Here is a 14,394-nt window from a genome sequence, read left to right as displayed (position 1 = left end):
GCCACCAGCACGGCGCCGCCGGCCACGGCCGCCGCCGGGAAGCCGCCCGGGGAGGAGGAGGCGACGGGCGCGGCGGAGGGGCTGGTGGCGGGGGTCGCGGTGGCGCTCGGCGCGGTGGCCGGGGCGCTGCCGAGGTCCGGCAGCGGGGGCAGCGCCGCGGCCGGGTCGAGCGCGACGGCGAAGCTCAGCGGGTCCATCTCGGTGCCGGCCGGGTAGAGGCCGCCGAAGGCCTTGGCGCCGCCCTCGGTGAGCTTCAGCGGCACCTCGACGGCCTTCAGCAGGCCGCCCTCGGGCTTGAGGCCGGCCGGGTCGAAGGCGCCCAGCTCGACGCCGGTGAGCTGCTGGGTGGCGCCGTCCGGGGTCCGGCCGGAGACGTCCGCGACCAGTCGGCCCTGGCCGCCGGCCACGGTGACGCCCGGGTTGGCGAGGGTGAGGTCCAGGCCGTAGGTGTCGCCGCTGCGCAGGCCGGTGAAGCGCACGGTGCCGGTGAAGGCGGCGGTGAGGTCGCCGTTGGCGGGGTCGTAGCCGCCCTTGGCCGGGGTCCAGCGGAAGTAGGCTCCGCCGTCCGCCGCGCCGGCGCCGAGTTCCCAGCGGCCCTGGGCGATCGCGCCGGTGACGTAGTCGCGGAAGGTGCGGCGCACGCCCCAGTCGAGGGCGCCGTTGGCGAACTCGGTCCTGGCGGGGGCCTGGGCGCCGGGCGGGGCGGTCGGGGTCTCGGCGGACGGGGTCTCGGCGGTCGCCGACGGCGTCGGCACGGCGGCCGCCGAGGGGGTGGCCGCGGCGGTCGGCGACGGGGCCTGCGAAGTCGGCTGCGCGGCGGGCAGGTTGACCGAGAGGGTGAGCGGGTCCAGGGCCGTCCCGGCGGGGTAGAAGTTGCCGAAGGCCTTGGCCCCGGCGTCGGTGAGGGTGCCCGGCACGTTGCTGAGCGTCAGGGTGCCGGCCGCGCCGCGCAGGTCGACGCCGGCCAGTGAGAGCTCGGCCAGTTTGGCCTGGCTCGCGTTGCTGACCTGTCCGGTGTCCTTGGACTTGCTGCTGACGTCGGCGTACATCCCGGCCGCGCCGCCCTGGACGGCCCGGACGGTGAGCCGGGCGAGGCTCAGGTCGAGCGCGTTGGCGCCGTTCTCCTGGTGCCCGGTGAACCGGACCCCGCCGGAGAAGGCGGCGGTCAGCGCACCGGTCGCCGGGTCGTAGCCGCCGGTCGCGGAGTGGAACCGGAAGGTGCTGCCGCCGACCGTGGCCGCGCCGCCGTTGAGCGTCCAACTCCCCTTGGCGATAGGACCGGTGATGTACGTCAGGAAGGACTGCTTGATGCCCCAGTCCAGCCGCCCGCCGGCGACCTTGCCCTCCGCCGCGTGTGCCGGGCCGGGTGAGAGGCCCACCGCCAGCAGGGCGGCGAGGGCGGCCACCAGGGTGGCGGCCAGACGGCGGAGCCGGCTGGACAGGGGCACGGCGGATCACTCCTCGGCGGGGTGCGGTCAGTGGTGGTGAAGGACGCGGCAAGGGAGGGGTCGGGCGTGGCGCCGACCCCCTTGCGGAACTCAGGTAAGGCTAACCTAATATATGAGTCAAGAGTCCCGCCGCAACCCCTCCACCAGGACCGGAGCGGCGACAACTCCCATCGAAGGGAAGCGCGTTGAGCAGCAGTACTCTCCGAACCGGGGCGGCCCGCGGGCCCGCCCTCCTGCTGCTCGCCCTCGGCCTGCTGCTCGCCCTCACCGCCTGCGGCCCGTCCGGCACCACCACCGGAGCGGCCGCGGCGAGCTCCTCCCGGGCCCCCGACGCGGTCGAGCCGCTGCCCGTCGAACCCGTCCCGCAGCTCCCGGCCACCACCGCCTCCGTCGACGGCCGCCAGGTCACCGTCACCAGCGCCGAGCGGATCATCCCGCTCAACGGCAGCCTCTCCGAGCTGGTGTTCAGCCTCGGCCTCGGCCCCAAGGTGGTCGCCCGGGACGTCTCCACCACCTTCCAGCAGGCCACCGCCCTGCCGGTGATCACCCAGGCCCACGACGTGTCCGCCGAGGGCGTGCTGTCGCTGCACCCCACCGTCGTCCTCGCCGACCGCTCCACCGGCCCGGCCGAGGCCATCGCGCAGATCCGCGCGGCCGGCGTCCCGCTGCTCGTCCTGGACGACGCCAAGCGGCTCGCCGACGTCGGCCCGCGCATCGACACCGTCGCCGCCGCCCTCGGAGTCCCGGACGCCGGACGGCAGTTGAAGGAGCGCACCGAACAGCGCATCGACGAGGCCAGGGCCGCCGCCCCGGCCGCCGCCCGCCACCCCAAGGTCGCCTTCCTCTACCTGCGCGGCAGCGCCTCCGTCTACCTGCTCGGCGGGCCCGCCTCCGGCGCCGGCTCGCTGATCGAGGCGGTCGGCGGCCAGGACGCCGGCACCGCCGCCGGCCTCACCGGCGACTTCACCCCGCTCACCAGCGAGGCCCTGGTCAAGGCCGCGCCCGACGCCATCCTGGTGATGAGCAAGGGCCTGGACTCGGTCGGCGGCGTCGACGGCCTGCTCAAGCTGCCCGGCGTCGCCCAGACCCCGGCCGGCCTCGACCGCCGGATCGTCTCGATCGAGGACGGCCAACTGCTCAGCTACGGCCCGCGCACCCCCCAGGTGCTCCGCGAGATCGCCGCCCAGCTCTACCCGGCGGACGCCAAGTGACCACCGCCGTAAGGGCGAAGACCGCGCCCGCCGTCAGCAGGACCACCCTGATCACCGCCGGACTCGCCGCCGCCCTGGTGCTCTGCGCCCTGCTCGCCGCCGGCATCGGCGCCTACCGCATCCCGCTCGGCGACATCCTGGCCTCCGCCGCCCACCGGCTCGGCCTCGGCGGGCACGCCCTGGACCGGGTGCCCGAGTCGGTGCTGTGGAACGTCCGGCTCCCCCGGGTGGTGCTCGCCCTGCTGGTCGGCGGCTCGCTCGGCTGCGCCGGGGCGCTGATGCAGGGCGTGTTCGGCAACCCGCTGGCCGAGCCCGCCGTGATCGGCGTCTCCTCGGGCGGCGCGGTCGGCGCGGTGGCCTGCATCGTGCTCGGCCTGGACGCCCTCGGCAGCTGGACGATCACCGCCTTCGCCTTCGCCAGCGGCCTGCTGACCGTCTTCGCCGTGTACCTGATGGCCCGCTCCGGCGGACGCACCGAGGTGGTCACGCTGATCCTCACCGGGGTCGCCGTGAACGCCTTCTGCGGCGCGCTGATCGGGATCTTCCTGTTCACCGCCGACTCCGCCGCGATCAGCCAGGTCACCTTCTGGCAGCTCGGCTCGCTCTCCCAGGCCACCTGGGGCAAGGTGCTCGCCGTCCTGCCGTTCGCCGCCGTCGGCCTGGCCGTCGCCCCGCTGTACGCCCGCAAGCTGGACCTGCTGGCCCTCGGCGAACGCCCGGCCCGCCACCTCGGGGTGGACGTCGAGCGGATGCGGCTGGTGCTGATCACCGTCGTCGCGCTGCTCACCGCCGCAGCCGTCGCGGTCAGCGGCATCATCGGCTTCGTCGGACTGGTCGTCCCGCACCTGCTGCGGATGCTGGCCGGGCCCGGCCACCGCTTCCTGCTGCCCGCCTCGGCGCTCGGCGGCGCGCTGGTCCTGGTGGCCGCCGACCTCGCCGCCCGCACCGTCGCCGAGCCGGCCGAGCTGCCGCTCGGGGTGCTCACCGCACTGATCGGCAGTCCGTTCTTCTTCTGGCTGCTGCGCCGTACCAGGAGCAGGCAGGGAGGCTGGGCATGAGATTGCGAACCCCCCGGGAGGTGCCCGAACGGCCCCTGCCCGGAAGCGAGTTGCTGACCGCCGAGACCGTCCGGCTGACCATCGGCGGGCGCGCCCTGCTGGACGGCGCGTCGGTGCGGGTCGCCGCCGGAGAGGTGGTCGCGCTGCTCGGACCGAACGGCGCCGGCAAGTCCACCCTGCTGTCCGTCCTGGCCGGCGACATCCGGCCGGACGGCGGCGAGGTCCGGCTGCGCGGCCGCCCGCTGGCCGGCTACGGCGCCGCCGAGCTCGCCCTGCACCGCGCGCTGCTGCCGCAGTCCGCCGCGCTGTCCTTCCCGTTCCCCGCCGACGAGGTGGTCCGGATGGGCCGCGCCCCCTGGACCGGCACGGCCGCCGCCGACGAGGACGAGGCCGTGGTCGCCGAGGCGATGGCCGCCACCGAGTCCGCCGCCTTCGCCGGGCGCCCGTTCACCGCCCTGTCCGGCGGCGAGCGGGCCCGGGTGGCGCTGGCCCGGGTGCTGGCCCAGCGCGCCCCGCTGCTGCTGCTGGACGAGCCGACCGCCGCCCTCGACCTGCGCCACCAGGAGCTGGTGCTGCGGGTCGCCCGGGAGCGCGCCGCCGCCGGGGACGGCGTGGTCGTGGTGCTGCACGACCTGTCCCTGGCGGCGGCCTACGCGGACCGGGTGGTGCTGCTGAACGCCGGGTCGACGGTCGCGGACGGGCCGGTCGCCGAGGTGCTGCGCGCCCCGCTGCTCAGCGAGGTGTACGGCCACCCGGTCGAGGTGCTGGCGCACCCGCGCACCGGGGTGCCGCTGGTGCTGCCCGAACGCTGACCGGGCGCGGGGCCGGCGGCAGCGGGGCGGCGGGACGGCGGACGGGCCGCGGAGGCGGGCTCAGTCCTCCAGCCGGAAGCCGAGCTTCAGTCCGACCTGGTAGTGCTTCACCCCGCCGTCCTCCAGGTGGCCCCGGACCTGCGTCACCTCGAACCAGTCGAGGTTGCGCAGCGTCCGGGAGGCCCGCTCCACCCCGTTGCGGATCGCGGCGTCGACGCTCTCGGTCGAGGATCCGACGATCTCGGTCACCCGGTACACGTGGTCAGTCATGGCGGACTCCCTCAGCTGTGCGACGGCCCCCGGTCCACCGTGCACCGCCGCCGCTCCGCCCGCACGCCGACGGCCGCCTCCGACCGCCCCGCATCCCCTGGAAGGCCGCTGCCAGGCCCCTTGCAGGCCGCGGCAGGCCCCGGGGAGGCCCTTGCAGGCCCCCGGGACGCCGTGGGAGGCCGTGGGAGGCCGCTAGAAGGCCGCCCGCACCTGCCCGACCGGGACGCCGCCGCCCAGCAGCGGCGCCGCCCCGATCCGCTCGACGGTCTCGTCCGCGCCGGTCACCCCGAGCCGGCGCAGTGCGGCCGCCAGCACCGGGCCGCGGGCCCGCTCGCCGCCGTCGTCGATCTTGAAGGCGAGCGCCCGCCCGTCCGGCAGCGCCACCACCTGGACGGCCTCGGCGCCCATCTTGGACAGCGCGCCGGGGACGGCCCGCATCAGCCAGGTGTCGGCCCGGCGGGTGCCGGCCACGTACTCGGGGTGGGCGCGCATCGCGTCGGCCACCCGGCGGGGCGCCGTGCCCTCGGCGGCCAGCACCAGGCCGCGGTAGCCGCGTGCCAGGCCGGTCAGCGTGACGGCCAGCAGCGGCGCGCCGCAGCCGTCCACCCCGGCGTGCGTGGCGGTCTCGCCGGTGCCCTCCTCCAGGGCCTCGCGGGCCAGCCGCTGGATCGGGTGCCCGGGGTCGAGGTAGCTCGCGGTGTCCCAGCCGTTGGCGACGCAGGCGGCGAGCCAGCCGGCGTGCTTGCCGGAGCAGTCCATCAGGACGGGGGCGCGGCGGCCGCCGGAGCCGAGCAGCAATTCCGCCTCGGTCTCGTCCAGCGGGAGGTCGGCCGGGGTGCGCAGGGCGGACTCGTCGAGCCCGGCGGAGCTCAGGATGGCCCGGACAGCATCGAGATGAAACGATTCTGCGGAGTGGCTGGAGGCGGCCAGCGCCAGCAGCTCGCCCTCGATCGCCAGCCCGGCCCGCAGCGTGGCCACCGCCTGGAACGGCTTGGCGGTCGACCGGGGGAAGACCGGAGCGTCGGGGTCGCCGAGCGCGAACTCCACCGAGCCGTCGGCGGCGAGCAGCACCAGGGAGCCGTGGTGGCGGCCCTCGGTGAAGCCCGAGCGTATGACCTCGGCGAGGACGACGGGCGGGGTGGCGGACTGGGACATGGCGGGAGCCTTCCGGGGGTGAGGGTGGACCGGGCCCCGCCCGCCCGTGGTACCTCACCCGGTCAGAGCGGCCCCCCTGCGAGCAGGTCCTCGACCCGTGCTTCCCCATCACGGTACCTGCGGGTGATCTCCGCGCTGCAACCGTCGGCCGTCCGCAGCAGCCGCTGCCGCCGCCCGGACACCTCGCGCTCGTGCGCGCGCAGCCGCTCCAGCGCGGCCAGCAGCTCCTCCGCCGGGTGCGCGGCCAGGTCGGCGAGCTGGACGTCCCCCATCAGCTCGGCCGCCTCCAGCTGGGACTCGTGGCCGCGTGGCGGCCCGAGCGTGACGTGCCGGGCCGAGCGCCGCACGGTGGAGGGCGCGTCGGTCAGGATGGCCGGGAGGCGGTCCAGCAGGTCGCCGGGGGGCCCGTCGGCGCCGCCTGCCCCGGGCGGTCCGGCCGGCCGGGGCGGGCCGCCGGGCCGGCGGTCGAGTTCGGCGCGCAGGATGTCCATCCGCCCGTGCAGCAGCCGCCGCAGGTAGGAGAGGTCGGCCTCCTGCTCCAGGGTCTCCCGGCGCAGGATCCGCAGCTGGTCCAGGCCCAGCCGCTCCAGGTCGGGCTCTATCGCCGTGCCCAGGGCCCCGGCGCCCCCGGCGACCTCCGCCACGTGCCCGGACCGGTCCCACGCCGCGCTGCTCGCGTCCATCAACCAACCCACCTGCCGTCGTCCGATCCCGCCCGCTCGCGGCACTGCGTCCCTGCCGCCGGTCCGGCCCGTCCCCCGACGGGCTCACGCGTCCCGTCCGTTGGCACGCCCGGCCACCCCCGAAGGTTCCGGTTCCCGGCCGCAACCACCCACCGGGGCGATGCCGCCAGAACGCCTGACCTACCGGCTCGACCTCCCGGCCGAGCCCGGCCCGGTGCGGCGGACCATATGGCGCGCCGGGCCCTCCGTACGGTCCACCAGCGTGCCACCCCGCCCGGCGCGGGCGCACCGCCCGTGCACCCGAACGGCCCCCTGGCGAACGGGGGTGGCTGATATGACCGGACCTTTCCGCAGGAAGAGCGGCGCCCGACCCCGCGCAGGCGTGCACCACCCAGCGTGCACCACCTGCACACGCGCCCCTCCCGCACGCCCCGGGGTGCCGCCGGGCACGGCACCGGGTGCCCGGCGGGCACGCCCCGGGCCTCCGGCACAATGGCGGCATGCGAGCAGTGGTGCAGCGAGTGACCGAGGCCAGGGTGACCGTGGCCGGAGAGACCGTCGGCGCGATCGAGGGGCCCGGGCTCTGCGTCCTGGTCGGCGTCACCCACGAGGACACCCCGGCCAAGGCGGCCCAACTGGCCCGCAAGCTGTGGACGCTGCGGCTGCTGCCCGCCGACGACGAGGGCGTCGAGCAGTCCTGCTCCGACCTCGGGGCCCCGCTGCTGGTGATCAGCCAGTTCACCCTCTACGGCGACGCCCGCAAGGGCCGCCGCCCGACCTGGAACGCCGCCGCCCCCGGCCCGGTCGCCGAGCCCCTGGTGGACGAGGTGGTCGCCCAACTGCGCGCGCTCGGCGCCAAGGTGGAGACGGGCCGGTTCGGCGCCGACATGCAGGTGGCGCTGGTGAACGACGGCCCGTTCACCGTCCTCGTGGAGGTCTGACCGCAGCCGGGCACACGGGCTACTGCGGGACGATCACGTCCTGGGTGCCCGGCACCGTCCCGGCCAGCAGCACCGCGTCCACCGGGACGTTCCGCTTGACGATCGCCAGCGCGATCGGCCCCAGCTCGTGGTGGCGGGCCGAGGAGGTGACGAAGCCGAGCGGGCGCCCGTCCGGCTCGGCGGCCAGCCGCACCTGCGTCCCGTGCGGGGGCAGCGTCTCCTCGGTGCCGTCCAGGTGCAGGAAGACCAGGCGGCGCGGCGGCCGGCCCAGGTTGTGCACCCGGGCGACGGTCTCCTGTCCGCGGTAGCAGCCCTTCTGCAGGTGGACGGCGGTGCGCAGCCAGTCCACCTCGTGCGGGATGGTCCGGTGGTCGGTCTCGAAGCCCAGCCGCGGCCGGTGGCCCTCGATCCGCAGCGCCTCGTACGCCCAGACCCCCGCCGCCGGGCCGTACCCGGCGGTCAGCTTCGCCAGCTCGGCGCGCGGCACGAACAGGTCGCGCCCGTACGGGAGTTCGCGCACCGCCGCGACGCCCTCGACGGAGGCGGTGGAGCCCGCCGGCAGGTGCACCACGGCGTACTCGGCGGTCGCGTCAGCGACCTCCACCCGGTAGAAGAACTTCATGCTCTCCAGGTAGCCCAGCAGCGCCTCCTGGGTGCCCGGCTCGACGTGCGCCCAGGTGGTGGTGCCGTCGTCGACCAGGTAGAGCGCGTGCTCGACGTGCCCGTTCGGGGAGAGCACCAGCGCCTCGGTGGCCTCCTGCGGCGCCAGCGCGCTGACGTGCTGGGTGAGCAGCAGGTGCAGCCAGGCCAGGCGGTCCTGGCCGGTGACGGTGAGCACGCCGCGGTGCGAGAGGTCGACGAAGCCGGTGCCCTGCGCGAGGTTGCGTTGCTCGCGGAAGATGTCGCCGTAGTGGGCAGCGACGCCCTCGTCGGCGCCTTCGGCGGGGACGGCTCCGGGCAGGCTCAGCAGCGGGCTCTTCATACCGGCCAGCTTACGACCGGCCGTCCGCGAGCTTGGCGGTGCAGTCGGCGCAGCGGCCGAAGATGGCGAAGTGCTTGAGGTCGGTGTCGAATCCGTGCTGTTCGCGCAGGCTGCTGATCAGCGGCTCGGCGATCTCGGTGCCGGTCTCGGAGACCTTGTCGCAGTCCCGGCAGACCAGGTGCAGGTGGTGGTGGCGGCCGGCCAGGTGGTAGGTCGGGGCGCCGTGGCCGAGGTGGGCATGCGAGACCAGGCCGAGTTCCTCCAGCAGCTCCAGGGTCCGGTAGACGGTGGAGATGTTGACGCCGCTGGCGGTCTGCCGGACGTGGCAGAGGATCTCGTCGGGGGTGGCGTGGTCGAGGCGGTCGACGGCTTCGAGTACGAGCTGCCGCTGCGGGGTCAGCCGGTAGCCGCGTTCGCGCAGGTCGGCCTTCCAGTCGCCGGAGAGCTGCCAGTCGGTGGTGCCGGTGTCCGCCACGGTGCTGTCCCTGCCAAGGTCGGGGGTCCTGAGGCAAGTGTAGGGACCGGCCGGCGGCCGGTCCCTACCTCACGCGAAAGCCGTACCGCTCAGCGGAGCGCCGGGCTCACTTGAAGAACGCGATGCCGTCGTCCGGCAGGTCGTTGATGTCCTTGATCAGCTGGGCCGGGCTGAGCACCTTCTTCAGCTGGGCCGACATGTACGGGCGCAGCGGCACGTTCGGGGCGGCCTTCTCGCCGACCCAGAGCAGCTCCTCGTTGACGAAGCCGTACAGCCGCTTGCCGCCCGAGTACTCCGGCGAGCCCTCGATCCGGGCGACCGCGTCCGTGGAGACGTCGATCTGCGGCTTGCCGTCGGCCAGCTCGCCGTACCAGATCTCCACGGTGCCGTCGTCGCGGACGGAGGAGATCTCGATCCCGCGGACGCCGCTGGTGCCGTCGTGGTTGCTGGTGATGCGCCAGAACGCGTGCTCGTTCTCCAGCGGACGGACCTTCTCGCCCTCGTTGTCCAGCACCCAGGTACGGGAGCGGAACTCCAGGAAGGGCCGACCGTCGTGCCGGATCACGATCTCCTGGCCGAAGTTGCACTTCTCGGCGCCGGGGCCCTCTTCATCTGGCAACGGGGCGTAGACGCCCGCGCCCTCCCAGGTGCCGAGGAGGAAGGCGAGCGGGACGACGTCCTTGTGGAGGTCAGAGGGGATCTCGATCATGTTCCTGGTCGCTGTCGTCGTCGGTGTGGGCTGCCTCAACCGTACGGCAGGATCAGCGCTGGCCCTGGTAGAGCTTCATCACCGAGAAGATGGCGAACCAGGTGATCAGCACGGCCATGAGGGCCAGCAGACCGTCGAAGAAGATTTCCAGACCGGACACGGGTGGCTCCCAGGCGGCGACAGTGTGGTGGATTTTGCTGCCGCTCACTCTATCCGCCGGTCATCGGCCGGTCGCGGTGAGCCCCACCACGTCATCGTTCGCGCCGATTCTCCCCCGCCGTCCAAGGTTTCCCCAAGGGATCCTGGGATGACGGCGAGCGGGGGCCGCGAGCCCTCTAAGGTGGCGCCATGTCGAAGAAACTCGTCATCAAGGTCACCGCCGGGGCCGATGCGCCGGAGCGGTGTTCGCAGGCGTTCACCGTCGCGGCGGTGGCCGTCGCCAGCGGGATCGAGGTCTCGCTCTGGCTGACCGGGGAGTCCTCCTGGTTCGCCCTGCCGGGGCGGGCGGCGGAGTTCGAACTGCCGCACGCGGCACCGCTTCCGGACCTGCTGGAGGCGATCCTCGCGAGCGGCTCGGTGACGCTGTGCACCCAGTGTGCGGCCCGCCGGGGGATCGTGCAGCAGGACACCGTCGAGGGCGTCCGGATCGCGGGCGCGCAGGTCTTCGTCAGCGAGATCATGGCGGACAACGTCCAGGCACTCGTCTACTGACGCCTACGGGTGCTCCTCGTGGTCGGGGCGGTCCCGGTCGTGGCCGGGATCGTCCCACTTCGGGTCGTCCCAGCGCGGGTCGTTCCACCAGTCGTCGTCCGGGTCCCGCTTGTTGGCGAACACGGCGGCGGCCGGCGGGATCACCATCGCGACCACGCACATGCCGATCGCGGCGGGCACGGAGAAGAACCTCACCACGCCCCAGGCCAGCACGAACAGGCCCAGGCAGACGCCCATCAGGGCGAAGTAGTAGTGCCGCCGCCGCCTTGTCTGCACGCCTCCACGGTACGACCGAGGGCCCTGCCGCGGCAGGGCCCTCGGTGTACTTCGTCCGCGGATCTGGTGGATCGGGCGGATCAGGTGGATCGGGTCGATCGGGCGCCGATCAGACCGCGATCGCGACCTCGACGGCGGTGCCCTGGGAGGCCACCACCTGACGGTCCACGGTCTGGCCCGGCACCAGCGCGCGCAGGGTCCACTTGCCCGGGCGGGCGAAGAACCGGAACTGGCCGGTCGCCGAGGTGGGCACCTCGGCCGTGAACTCGCCCCCCTCGTCGAGCAGCCGGACGTAGCCGTTGACCGGCTCACCGTCGCGGGTCACCGAACCCTGGATGATCGTTTCGTTCGCCACGTCAACTCCTGCCAGGTCCGGGCCGCCGGCCTTCGCACCGCACATGTCTTGTCTTCCCTTCTGACGACGGTCGAGCCGCAGGCTCAGTTGCTGCCGAGCTCGATCGGCACGCCGACGAGGCTGCCGTACTCGGTCCACGAACCGTCGTAGTTCTTGACGTTCTCCTGGCCGAGCAGCTCGTGCAGGACGAACCAGGTGAGCGCGGAGCGCTCGCCGATGCGGCAGTAGGCGATGGTGTCCTTCGCCAGGTCGATGCCCTCGGCCTCGTACAGCGCCTTGAGCTCGTCGTCGCTCTTGAAGGTGCCGTCGTCGTTGGCGTTCTTGGCCCACGGGATGTTGCGGGCGCTCGGCACGTGGCCGGGGCGCTGCGACTGCTCCTGCGGGAGGTGCGCCGGGGCGAGCAGCTTGCCGGAGAACTCGTCGGGCGAACGGACGTCGACCAGGTTGAGCTGGCCGATGGCCGCGAGCACGTCGTCGCGGAAGGCGCGGATCGAGGAGTCGGCGGCCTGCGCCCGGTACTCGGTGGCCTCGCGGGCCGGCACCTCGGCGACCAGGTCGCGGGAGTCCAGCTCCCACTTCTTGCGGCCGCCGTCCAGCAGGCGGACGTCACCGTGGCCGTACAGCTTGAAGTACCAGTAGGCGTACGAGGCGAACCAGTTGTTGTTGCCGCCGTAGAGCACGACGGTGTCGTCGTTGGCGATGCCCTTGGCGCTGAGCAGCGCGTCGAAGCCGGCCTGGTCGATGAAGTCGCGGCGGACCGGGTCCTGGAGGTCCTGCTTCCAGTCGATCCGGACGGCGTTGCGGATGTGGTTCTTGTCGTACGCGGAGGTGTCCTCGTCGACCTCGACGATGACGACCTTCGGGTCGTCCAGGTGGGCCTGGACCCAGTCGGCGTCGACCAGGACGTCGCTGCGGCTCATGGTGGTGTTCTCCATCCGAGGGCGGTGTGCGGAAGGTTCTGCTCGGGAGGTGCTGCTGGGTGCCCGGGCGACTGCGGTCCGAATTCCTGTCCGAATACTGGGACGAGGGTGGTGGTCCGGGCCGACCGGGCGGGGAGCTGCGGGGTGCGGCGGCGACGGCCGGCCGGGGTGGCCGGGCAAGGTCACCGGGAAAATCGGCGGCGGGCTTCAACTGCCCAGCCAAAACGCCGAGTTAGCGCATTCGACACAGACAGGCGGCCACGCGGCACAGGTCGACCGCCCGCCGCTTCGTGAGATCCGTCTGTCGCTTCATGTCGACGATGCTAGGGACACCGGAGGCCCGCTGTCATCAGCGTACCGAATACCGAGACCAGATAGCCCGAATACTGAGATTTGACCCTTTCATGGCCTGCCGGGCAGCCGTCCCGTCCGAGACCGGCGGCCCCGGACGGCCCACAACGGGCGGAAACGACACCGCTCCGCGATCCGCGCCGGACGGCGCGTCTCGCGGAGCGGAACGCAAGAGACGGAAGGAGCGGAAGGAGCGGTAGGAAGGAACCGAGGGAAGGAGCGGCACGGGAGTGGAAGTGACCGGCCGGTCAGTCCAGCAGCTTGACGCCCTTGCCCTCGAAGGTCAGCTGCACGCCCTCCGGCAGCGGCGTCGCCCCGTCCTTGTCTGCCAGCTTCAGCCCGGCCGGGAGCGAGTCGAGGGTGAAGCTCATCGGCGCCAGCCGCTGGTCGGTGACCCCGGCGAACATCCCGGCCAGCGCGCTGAGCTGGAAGCCGTCCACCGTGACGGTGCTCCCGCTGTTGTGCAGCGAACCCTCGCCGACCGCGATCGGCCCCAGCGCGGCCTTGATCTTGCCCGGCCCGCCGTACGACAGGGCCAGCCGGGTGTTGCCGCCCACCGGCAGCTTGCCCGCCCCCGACATCAGCTGGGAGGCCGGCGGCAGCAGCTGCGCGAGGTCCGCGTACGAGATCAGGCCGCTGCCGGTGCCGCTGTCCACCGTGGCGCTCTTCAGGCTGTCGCTCACCGTGACGCCGGACAGCCGGGCCTTGAAGGAGCGCAGCGCCACCTGGCGGCCGCCGTCGCCGACGGTCAGGCCGTCGGAGGAGATCCGGACGTCGTCCAGCTTCATCGACAGCGCCTGGGTGAGGAACGGGAAGCCCTCGATCGAGATGTCCGGCCGCTGGCTCATCCGGCCGCTGCTCACCATCCGGTCGGCGGCCTGGTCCTCGGCCACCCCGACCGCGATCCGGTCGGCGCCGACCAGCAGGCCGGCGAGCACCACCAGGCCGATCGTCGCCTTCAGCCATCCGCGCATCGCACTCCCTGTCGTCGCCGGTCGCCCTTGTCGTTCGCTGTCCTCGTTCGGTGTTCCTCGCCCGGCGTTCCCTGCCCGGCGTTCCATGGCGGCCCCCGGCCGAGGCCGTTCCCGCCCGACCGTACGACGTCCCGCCCCGGAGCATGGTTCCGGAGCGGGACGCGCGGGCGTCGACCGGGGGGCAGCCGGCCAGCAGGTCCGTGGCGATCCAGATCAGCGGCGAGGCCACCGCCAGCGGCAACGCCACGCCCGCCGTCATGTGCACGAACCGGGACGGGAAGTCGTACGCCGCGACGCGTCGGCCGACCAGCGCACCCAGCCCCGCCAGCACCCCCAGCGCCGGCGGCGCGCCCACCAGCAGACCCAGCAGCACCGCCGCCGCCAGGCCCAGCACCGGGCCCAGCAGCTTCGGACCGGGCAGCGGCGCCGCGGCCAGCACGGTGGCCAGCGCGACCGCGCCCACCCCGGCCGGCACCCAGTCGGCCACCAGCAGCGAGGTGCACAGCGCCGTCACCACCGTGGCCGAGCCGAGCACCGTCAGCGCGTAGAACCGCTCCTTCGGGTCCGAGGGGCGGAACGTCTGCAGCACCAGGACCAGTAGGAAGAACCCGCCCAGCGTGCCGACCACCGCCGCCACGCTGCCCTCGGAGTCCGCCAGCAGCACCGCCGCGTCCGCGGTCAGCCCGGCCAGCGCGGCGAGCGCGATGCCCTGGCGGGCCGGCCACATCCCGTTCAGCCGGAACCAGCCGGCCGCCGTCAGCACCTGGAGCAGCGCCACCACCAGTGCCAGCGCCACCTGCCCGAGCGCGGCGCCGCCGGCCAGCAGCGCGGCCACGCCGGCGGTGATCAGCGCGGGCTGCAGGCCCGGATCGATGATCGGCGAACCGGTCCGGCCGCGCGGGCCGGCGGGCGGCGCCACCGGCGCGGGCTGCGCCGGGACGGCCGCGTACGGCGGCGCGGCCGGGGCGCCCGCCGGGCCGCCGGGGGCGACCGGGCGCTTGAGCGTCATGGTCGGCGAGTCGAGGGCAGGCGCTCCCTGCTGCGGGGGCGCCATCGGCGGGGC

18 protein-coding genes and 1 pseudogene are annotated in these 14,394 nt (G+C 74.1%); 7 read left to right on the top strand and 12 right to left on the bottom strand.

Annotated elements, in window-relative coordinates:
* Nucleotides 1–1,448, bottom strand: a 1,448-nt coding sequence (locus ACFV6I_RS28640) for an HtaA domain-containing protein (protein WP_380428388.1), incomplete at its 3' end; no start/stop codon positions are given.
* A gap of 185 nt (nucleotides 1,449–1,633) precedes the next feature.
* Between ACFV6I_RS28640 and ACFV6I_RS28635 the strand changes: the two genes are divergently transcribed.
* The 3 genes from ACFV6I_RS28635 to ACFV6I_RS28625 are packed head-to-tail and all read left to right on the top strand — an operon-like array spanning nucleotide 1,634 to nucleotide 4,529.
* Nucleotides 1,634–2,659, top strand: coding sequence for a hemin ABC transporter substrate-binding protein (locus tag ACFV6I_RS28635; RefSeq protein WP_380428386.1), 1,026 nt, complete (start codon nucleotides 1,634–1,636; stop codon nucleotides 2,657–2,659).
* Nucleotides 2,656–3,717: an iron ABC transporter permease gene (locus ACFV6I_RS28630; protein WP_363586567.1), complete on the top strand. Its 1,062-nt coding sequence runs from the start codon at nucleotides 2,656–2,658 to the stop codon at nucleotides 3,715–3,717. Before ACFV6I_RS28635 ends, ACFV6I_RS28630 begins: the two co-directional genes overlap by 4 nt.
* Nucleotides 3,714–4,529, top strand: coding sequence for a heme ABC transporter ATP-binding protein (locus tag ACFV6I_RS28625; protein WP_380428383.1), 816 nt, complete (start codon nucleotides 3,714–3,716; stop codon nucleotides 4,527–4,529). Before ACFV6I_RS28630 ends, ACFV6I_RS28625 begins: the two co-directional genes overlap by 4 nt.
* Nucleotides 4,530–4,589: 60 nt before the next feature.
* Here ACFV6I_RS28625 and ACFV6I_RS28620 read toward each other — a convergent pair whose 3' ends face one another.
* The 3 genes from ACFV6I_RS28620 to ACFV6I_RS28610 form a co-directional block, all read right to left on the bottom strand.
* Entirely contained in the window at nucleotides 4,590–4,799 is a 210-nt protein-coding gene (locus ACFV6I_RS28620) for a dodecin (RefSeq protein WP_063348261.1), read from the bottom strand.
* 192 nt (nucleotides 4,800–4,991) lie between these two features.
* Nucleotides 4,992–5,954: an asparaginase gene (locus ACFV6I_RS28615; RefSeq protein WP_380341868.1), complete on the bottom strand. Its 963-nt coding sequence runs from the start codon at nucleotides 5,952–5,954 to the stop codon at nucleotides 4,992–4,994.
* Between the two features lie 62 nt (nucleotides 5,955–6,016).
* Nucleotides 6,017–6,637 carry an ABC transporter substrate-binding protein gene (locus tag ACFV6I_RS28610; protein WP_380341865.1) on the bottom strand — a complete coding sequence of 207 codons (621 nt, stop codon included), beginning with the start codon at nucleotides 6,635–6,637 and terminating at the stop codon, nucleotides 6,017–6,019.
* A gap of 500 nt (nucleotides 6,638–7,137) precedes the next feature.
* Between ACFV6I_RS28610 and dtd the strand changes: the two genes are divergently transcribed.
* Nucleotides 7,138–7,578: a D-aminoacyl-tRNA deacylase gene (gene dtd, locus ACFV6I_RS28605; protein WP_063348263.1), complete on the top strand. Its 441-nt coding sequence runs from the start codon at nucleotides 7,138–7,140 to the stop codon at nucleotides 7,576–7,578.
* A 19-nt stretch (nucleotides 7,579–7,597) separates the two neighbouring features.
* Here the strand turns inward: dtd and ACFV6I_RS28600 are convergent, their stop codons facing one another.
* The 3 genes from ACFV6I_RS28600 to ACFV6I_RS28590 all read right to left on the bottom strand — a co-directional run bounded on the left by ACFV6I_RS28600 (nucleotide 7,598) and on the right by ACFV6I_RS28590 (nucleotide 9,744).
* On the bottom strand, nucleotides 7,598–8,560 hold the full coding sequence (locus ACFV6I_RS28600; protein ID WP_063348264.1) for a folate-binding protein YgfZ: 963 nt from the start codon (nucleotides 8,558–8,560) through the stop codon (nucleotides 7,598–7,600).
* A 10-nt stretch (nucleotides 8,561–8,570) separates the two neighbouring features.
* The gene (locus ACFV6I_RS28595) at nucleotides 8,571–9,035 is read right to left on the bottom strand and encodes a transcriptional repressor (protein ID WP_363376753.1); all 465 of its coding nucleotides are present in this window, start codon (nucleotides 9,033–9,035) and stop codon (nucleotides 8,571–8,573) included.
* A 106-nt stretch (nucleotides 9,036–9,141) separates the two neighbouring features.
* Nucleotides 9,142–9,744, bottom strand: a complete 603-nt coding sequence (locus ACFV6I_RS28590) for an FABP family protein (protein WP_063348266.1) — start codon at nucleotides 9,742–9,744, stop codon at nucleotides 9,142–9,144.
* Nucleotides 9,745–10,092: 348 nt separating this feature from the next.
* Here ACFV6I_RS28590 and ACFV6I_RS28585 point away from each other — a divergent pair, with 348 nt between their 5' ends.
* On the top strand, nucleotides 10,093–10,455 hold the full coding sequence (locus ACFV6I_RS28585; RefSeq protein WP_063348267.1) for a DsrE family protein: 363 nt from the start codon (nucleotides 10,093–10,095) through the stop codon (nucleotides 10,453–10,455).
* 3 nt (nucleotides 10,456–10,458) lie between these two features.
* On the opposite strand, the gene ACFV6I_RS28580 is transcribed toward ACFV6I_RS28585, so the two are convergent.
* From ACFV6I_RS28580 to ACFV6I_RS28560, 5 genes are all read right to left on the bottom strand, one after another.
* A complete protein-coding gene (locus ACFV6I_RS28580; protein ID WP_079135696.1) occupies nucleotides 10,459–10,731 on the bottom strand; it encodes a DUF3099 domain-containing protein in 273 nt (90 codons plus the stop codon).
* Nucleotides 10,732–10,840: 109 nt separating this feature from the next.
* The gene (locus ACFV6I_RS28575; protein WP_030059605.1) at nucleotides 10,841–11,131 is read right to left on the bottom strand and encodes a DUF1416 domain-containing protein; all 291 of its coding nucleotides are present in this window, start codon (nucleotides 11,129–11,131) and stop codon (nucleotides 10,841–10,843) included.
* A gap of 38 nt (nucleotides 11,132–11,169) precedes the next feature.
* Entirely contained in the window at nucleotides 11,170–12,006 is an 837-nt protein-coding gene (locus ACFV6I_RS28570) for a sulfurtransferase (protein WP_063351213.1), read from the bottom strand.
* A 232-nt stretch (nucleotides 12,007–12,238) separates the two neighbouring features.
* Complete coding sequence (locus tag ACFV6I_RS28565; RefSeq protein ID WP_350517234.1) at nucleotides 12,239–12,319, bottom strand: Ms5788A family Cys-rich leader peptide; 81 nt, start codon at nucleotides 12,317–12,319, stop codon at nucleotides 12,239–12,241.
* 286 nt (nucleotides 12,320–12,605) lie between these two features.
* Entirely contained in the window at nucleotides 12,606–13,331 is a 726-nt protein-coding gene (locus ACFV6I_RS28560) for a DUF2993 domain-containing protein (RefSeq protein WP_063348269.1), read from the bottom strand.
* A gap of 200 nt (nucleotides 13,332–13,531) precedes the next feature.
* On the opposite strand from ACFV6I_RS28560, the gene ACFV6I_RS28555 reads away from it, so the two are divergent.
* The gene (locus ACFV6I_RS28555; RefSeq protein WP_380428381.1) at nucleotides 13,532–13,879 is read left to right on the top strand and encodes a hypothetical protein; all 348 of its coding nucleotides are present in this window, start codon (nucleotides 13,532–13,534) and stop codon (nucleotides 13,877–13,879) included.
* A gap of 69 nt (nucleotides 13,880–13,948) precedes the next feature.
* Nucleotides 13,949–14,394, top strand: a pseudogene (locus tag ACFV6I_RS28550) (hypothetical protein); the annotation flags it as partial.

The sequence above is a fragment of the Kitasatospora sp. NPDC059803 genome (genome assembly GCF_042732255.1).
In the GTDB taxonomy this organism is placed as follows: Bacteria; Actinomycetota; Actinomycetes; order Streptomycetales; family Streptomycetaceae; genus Kitasatospora.
This window is presented reverse-complemented; position numbering and strand designations above follow the sequence as displayed.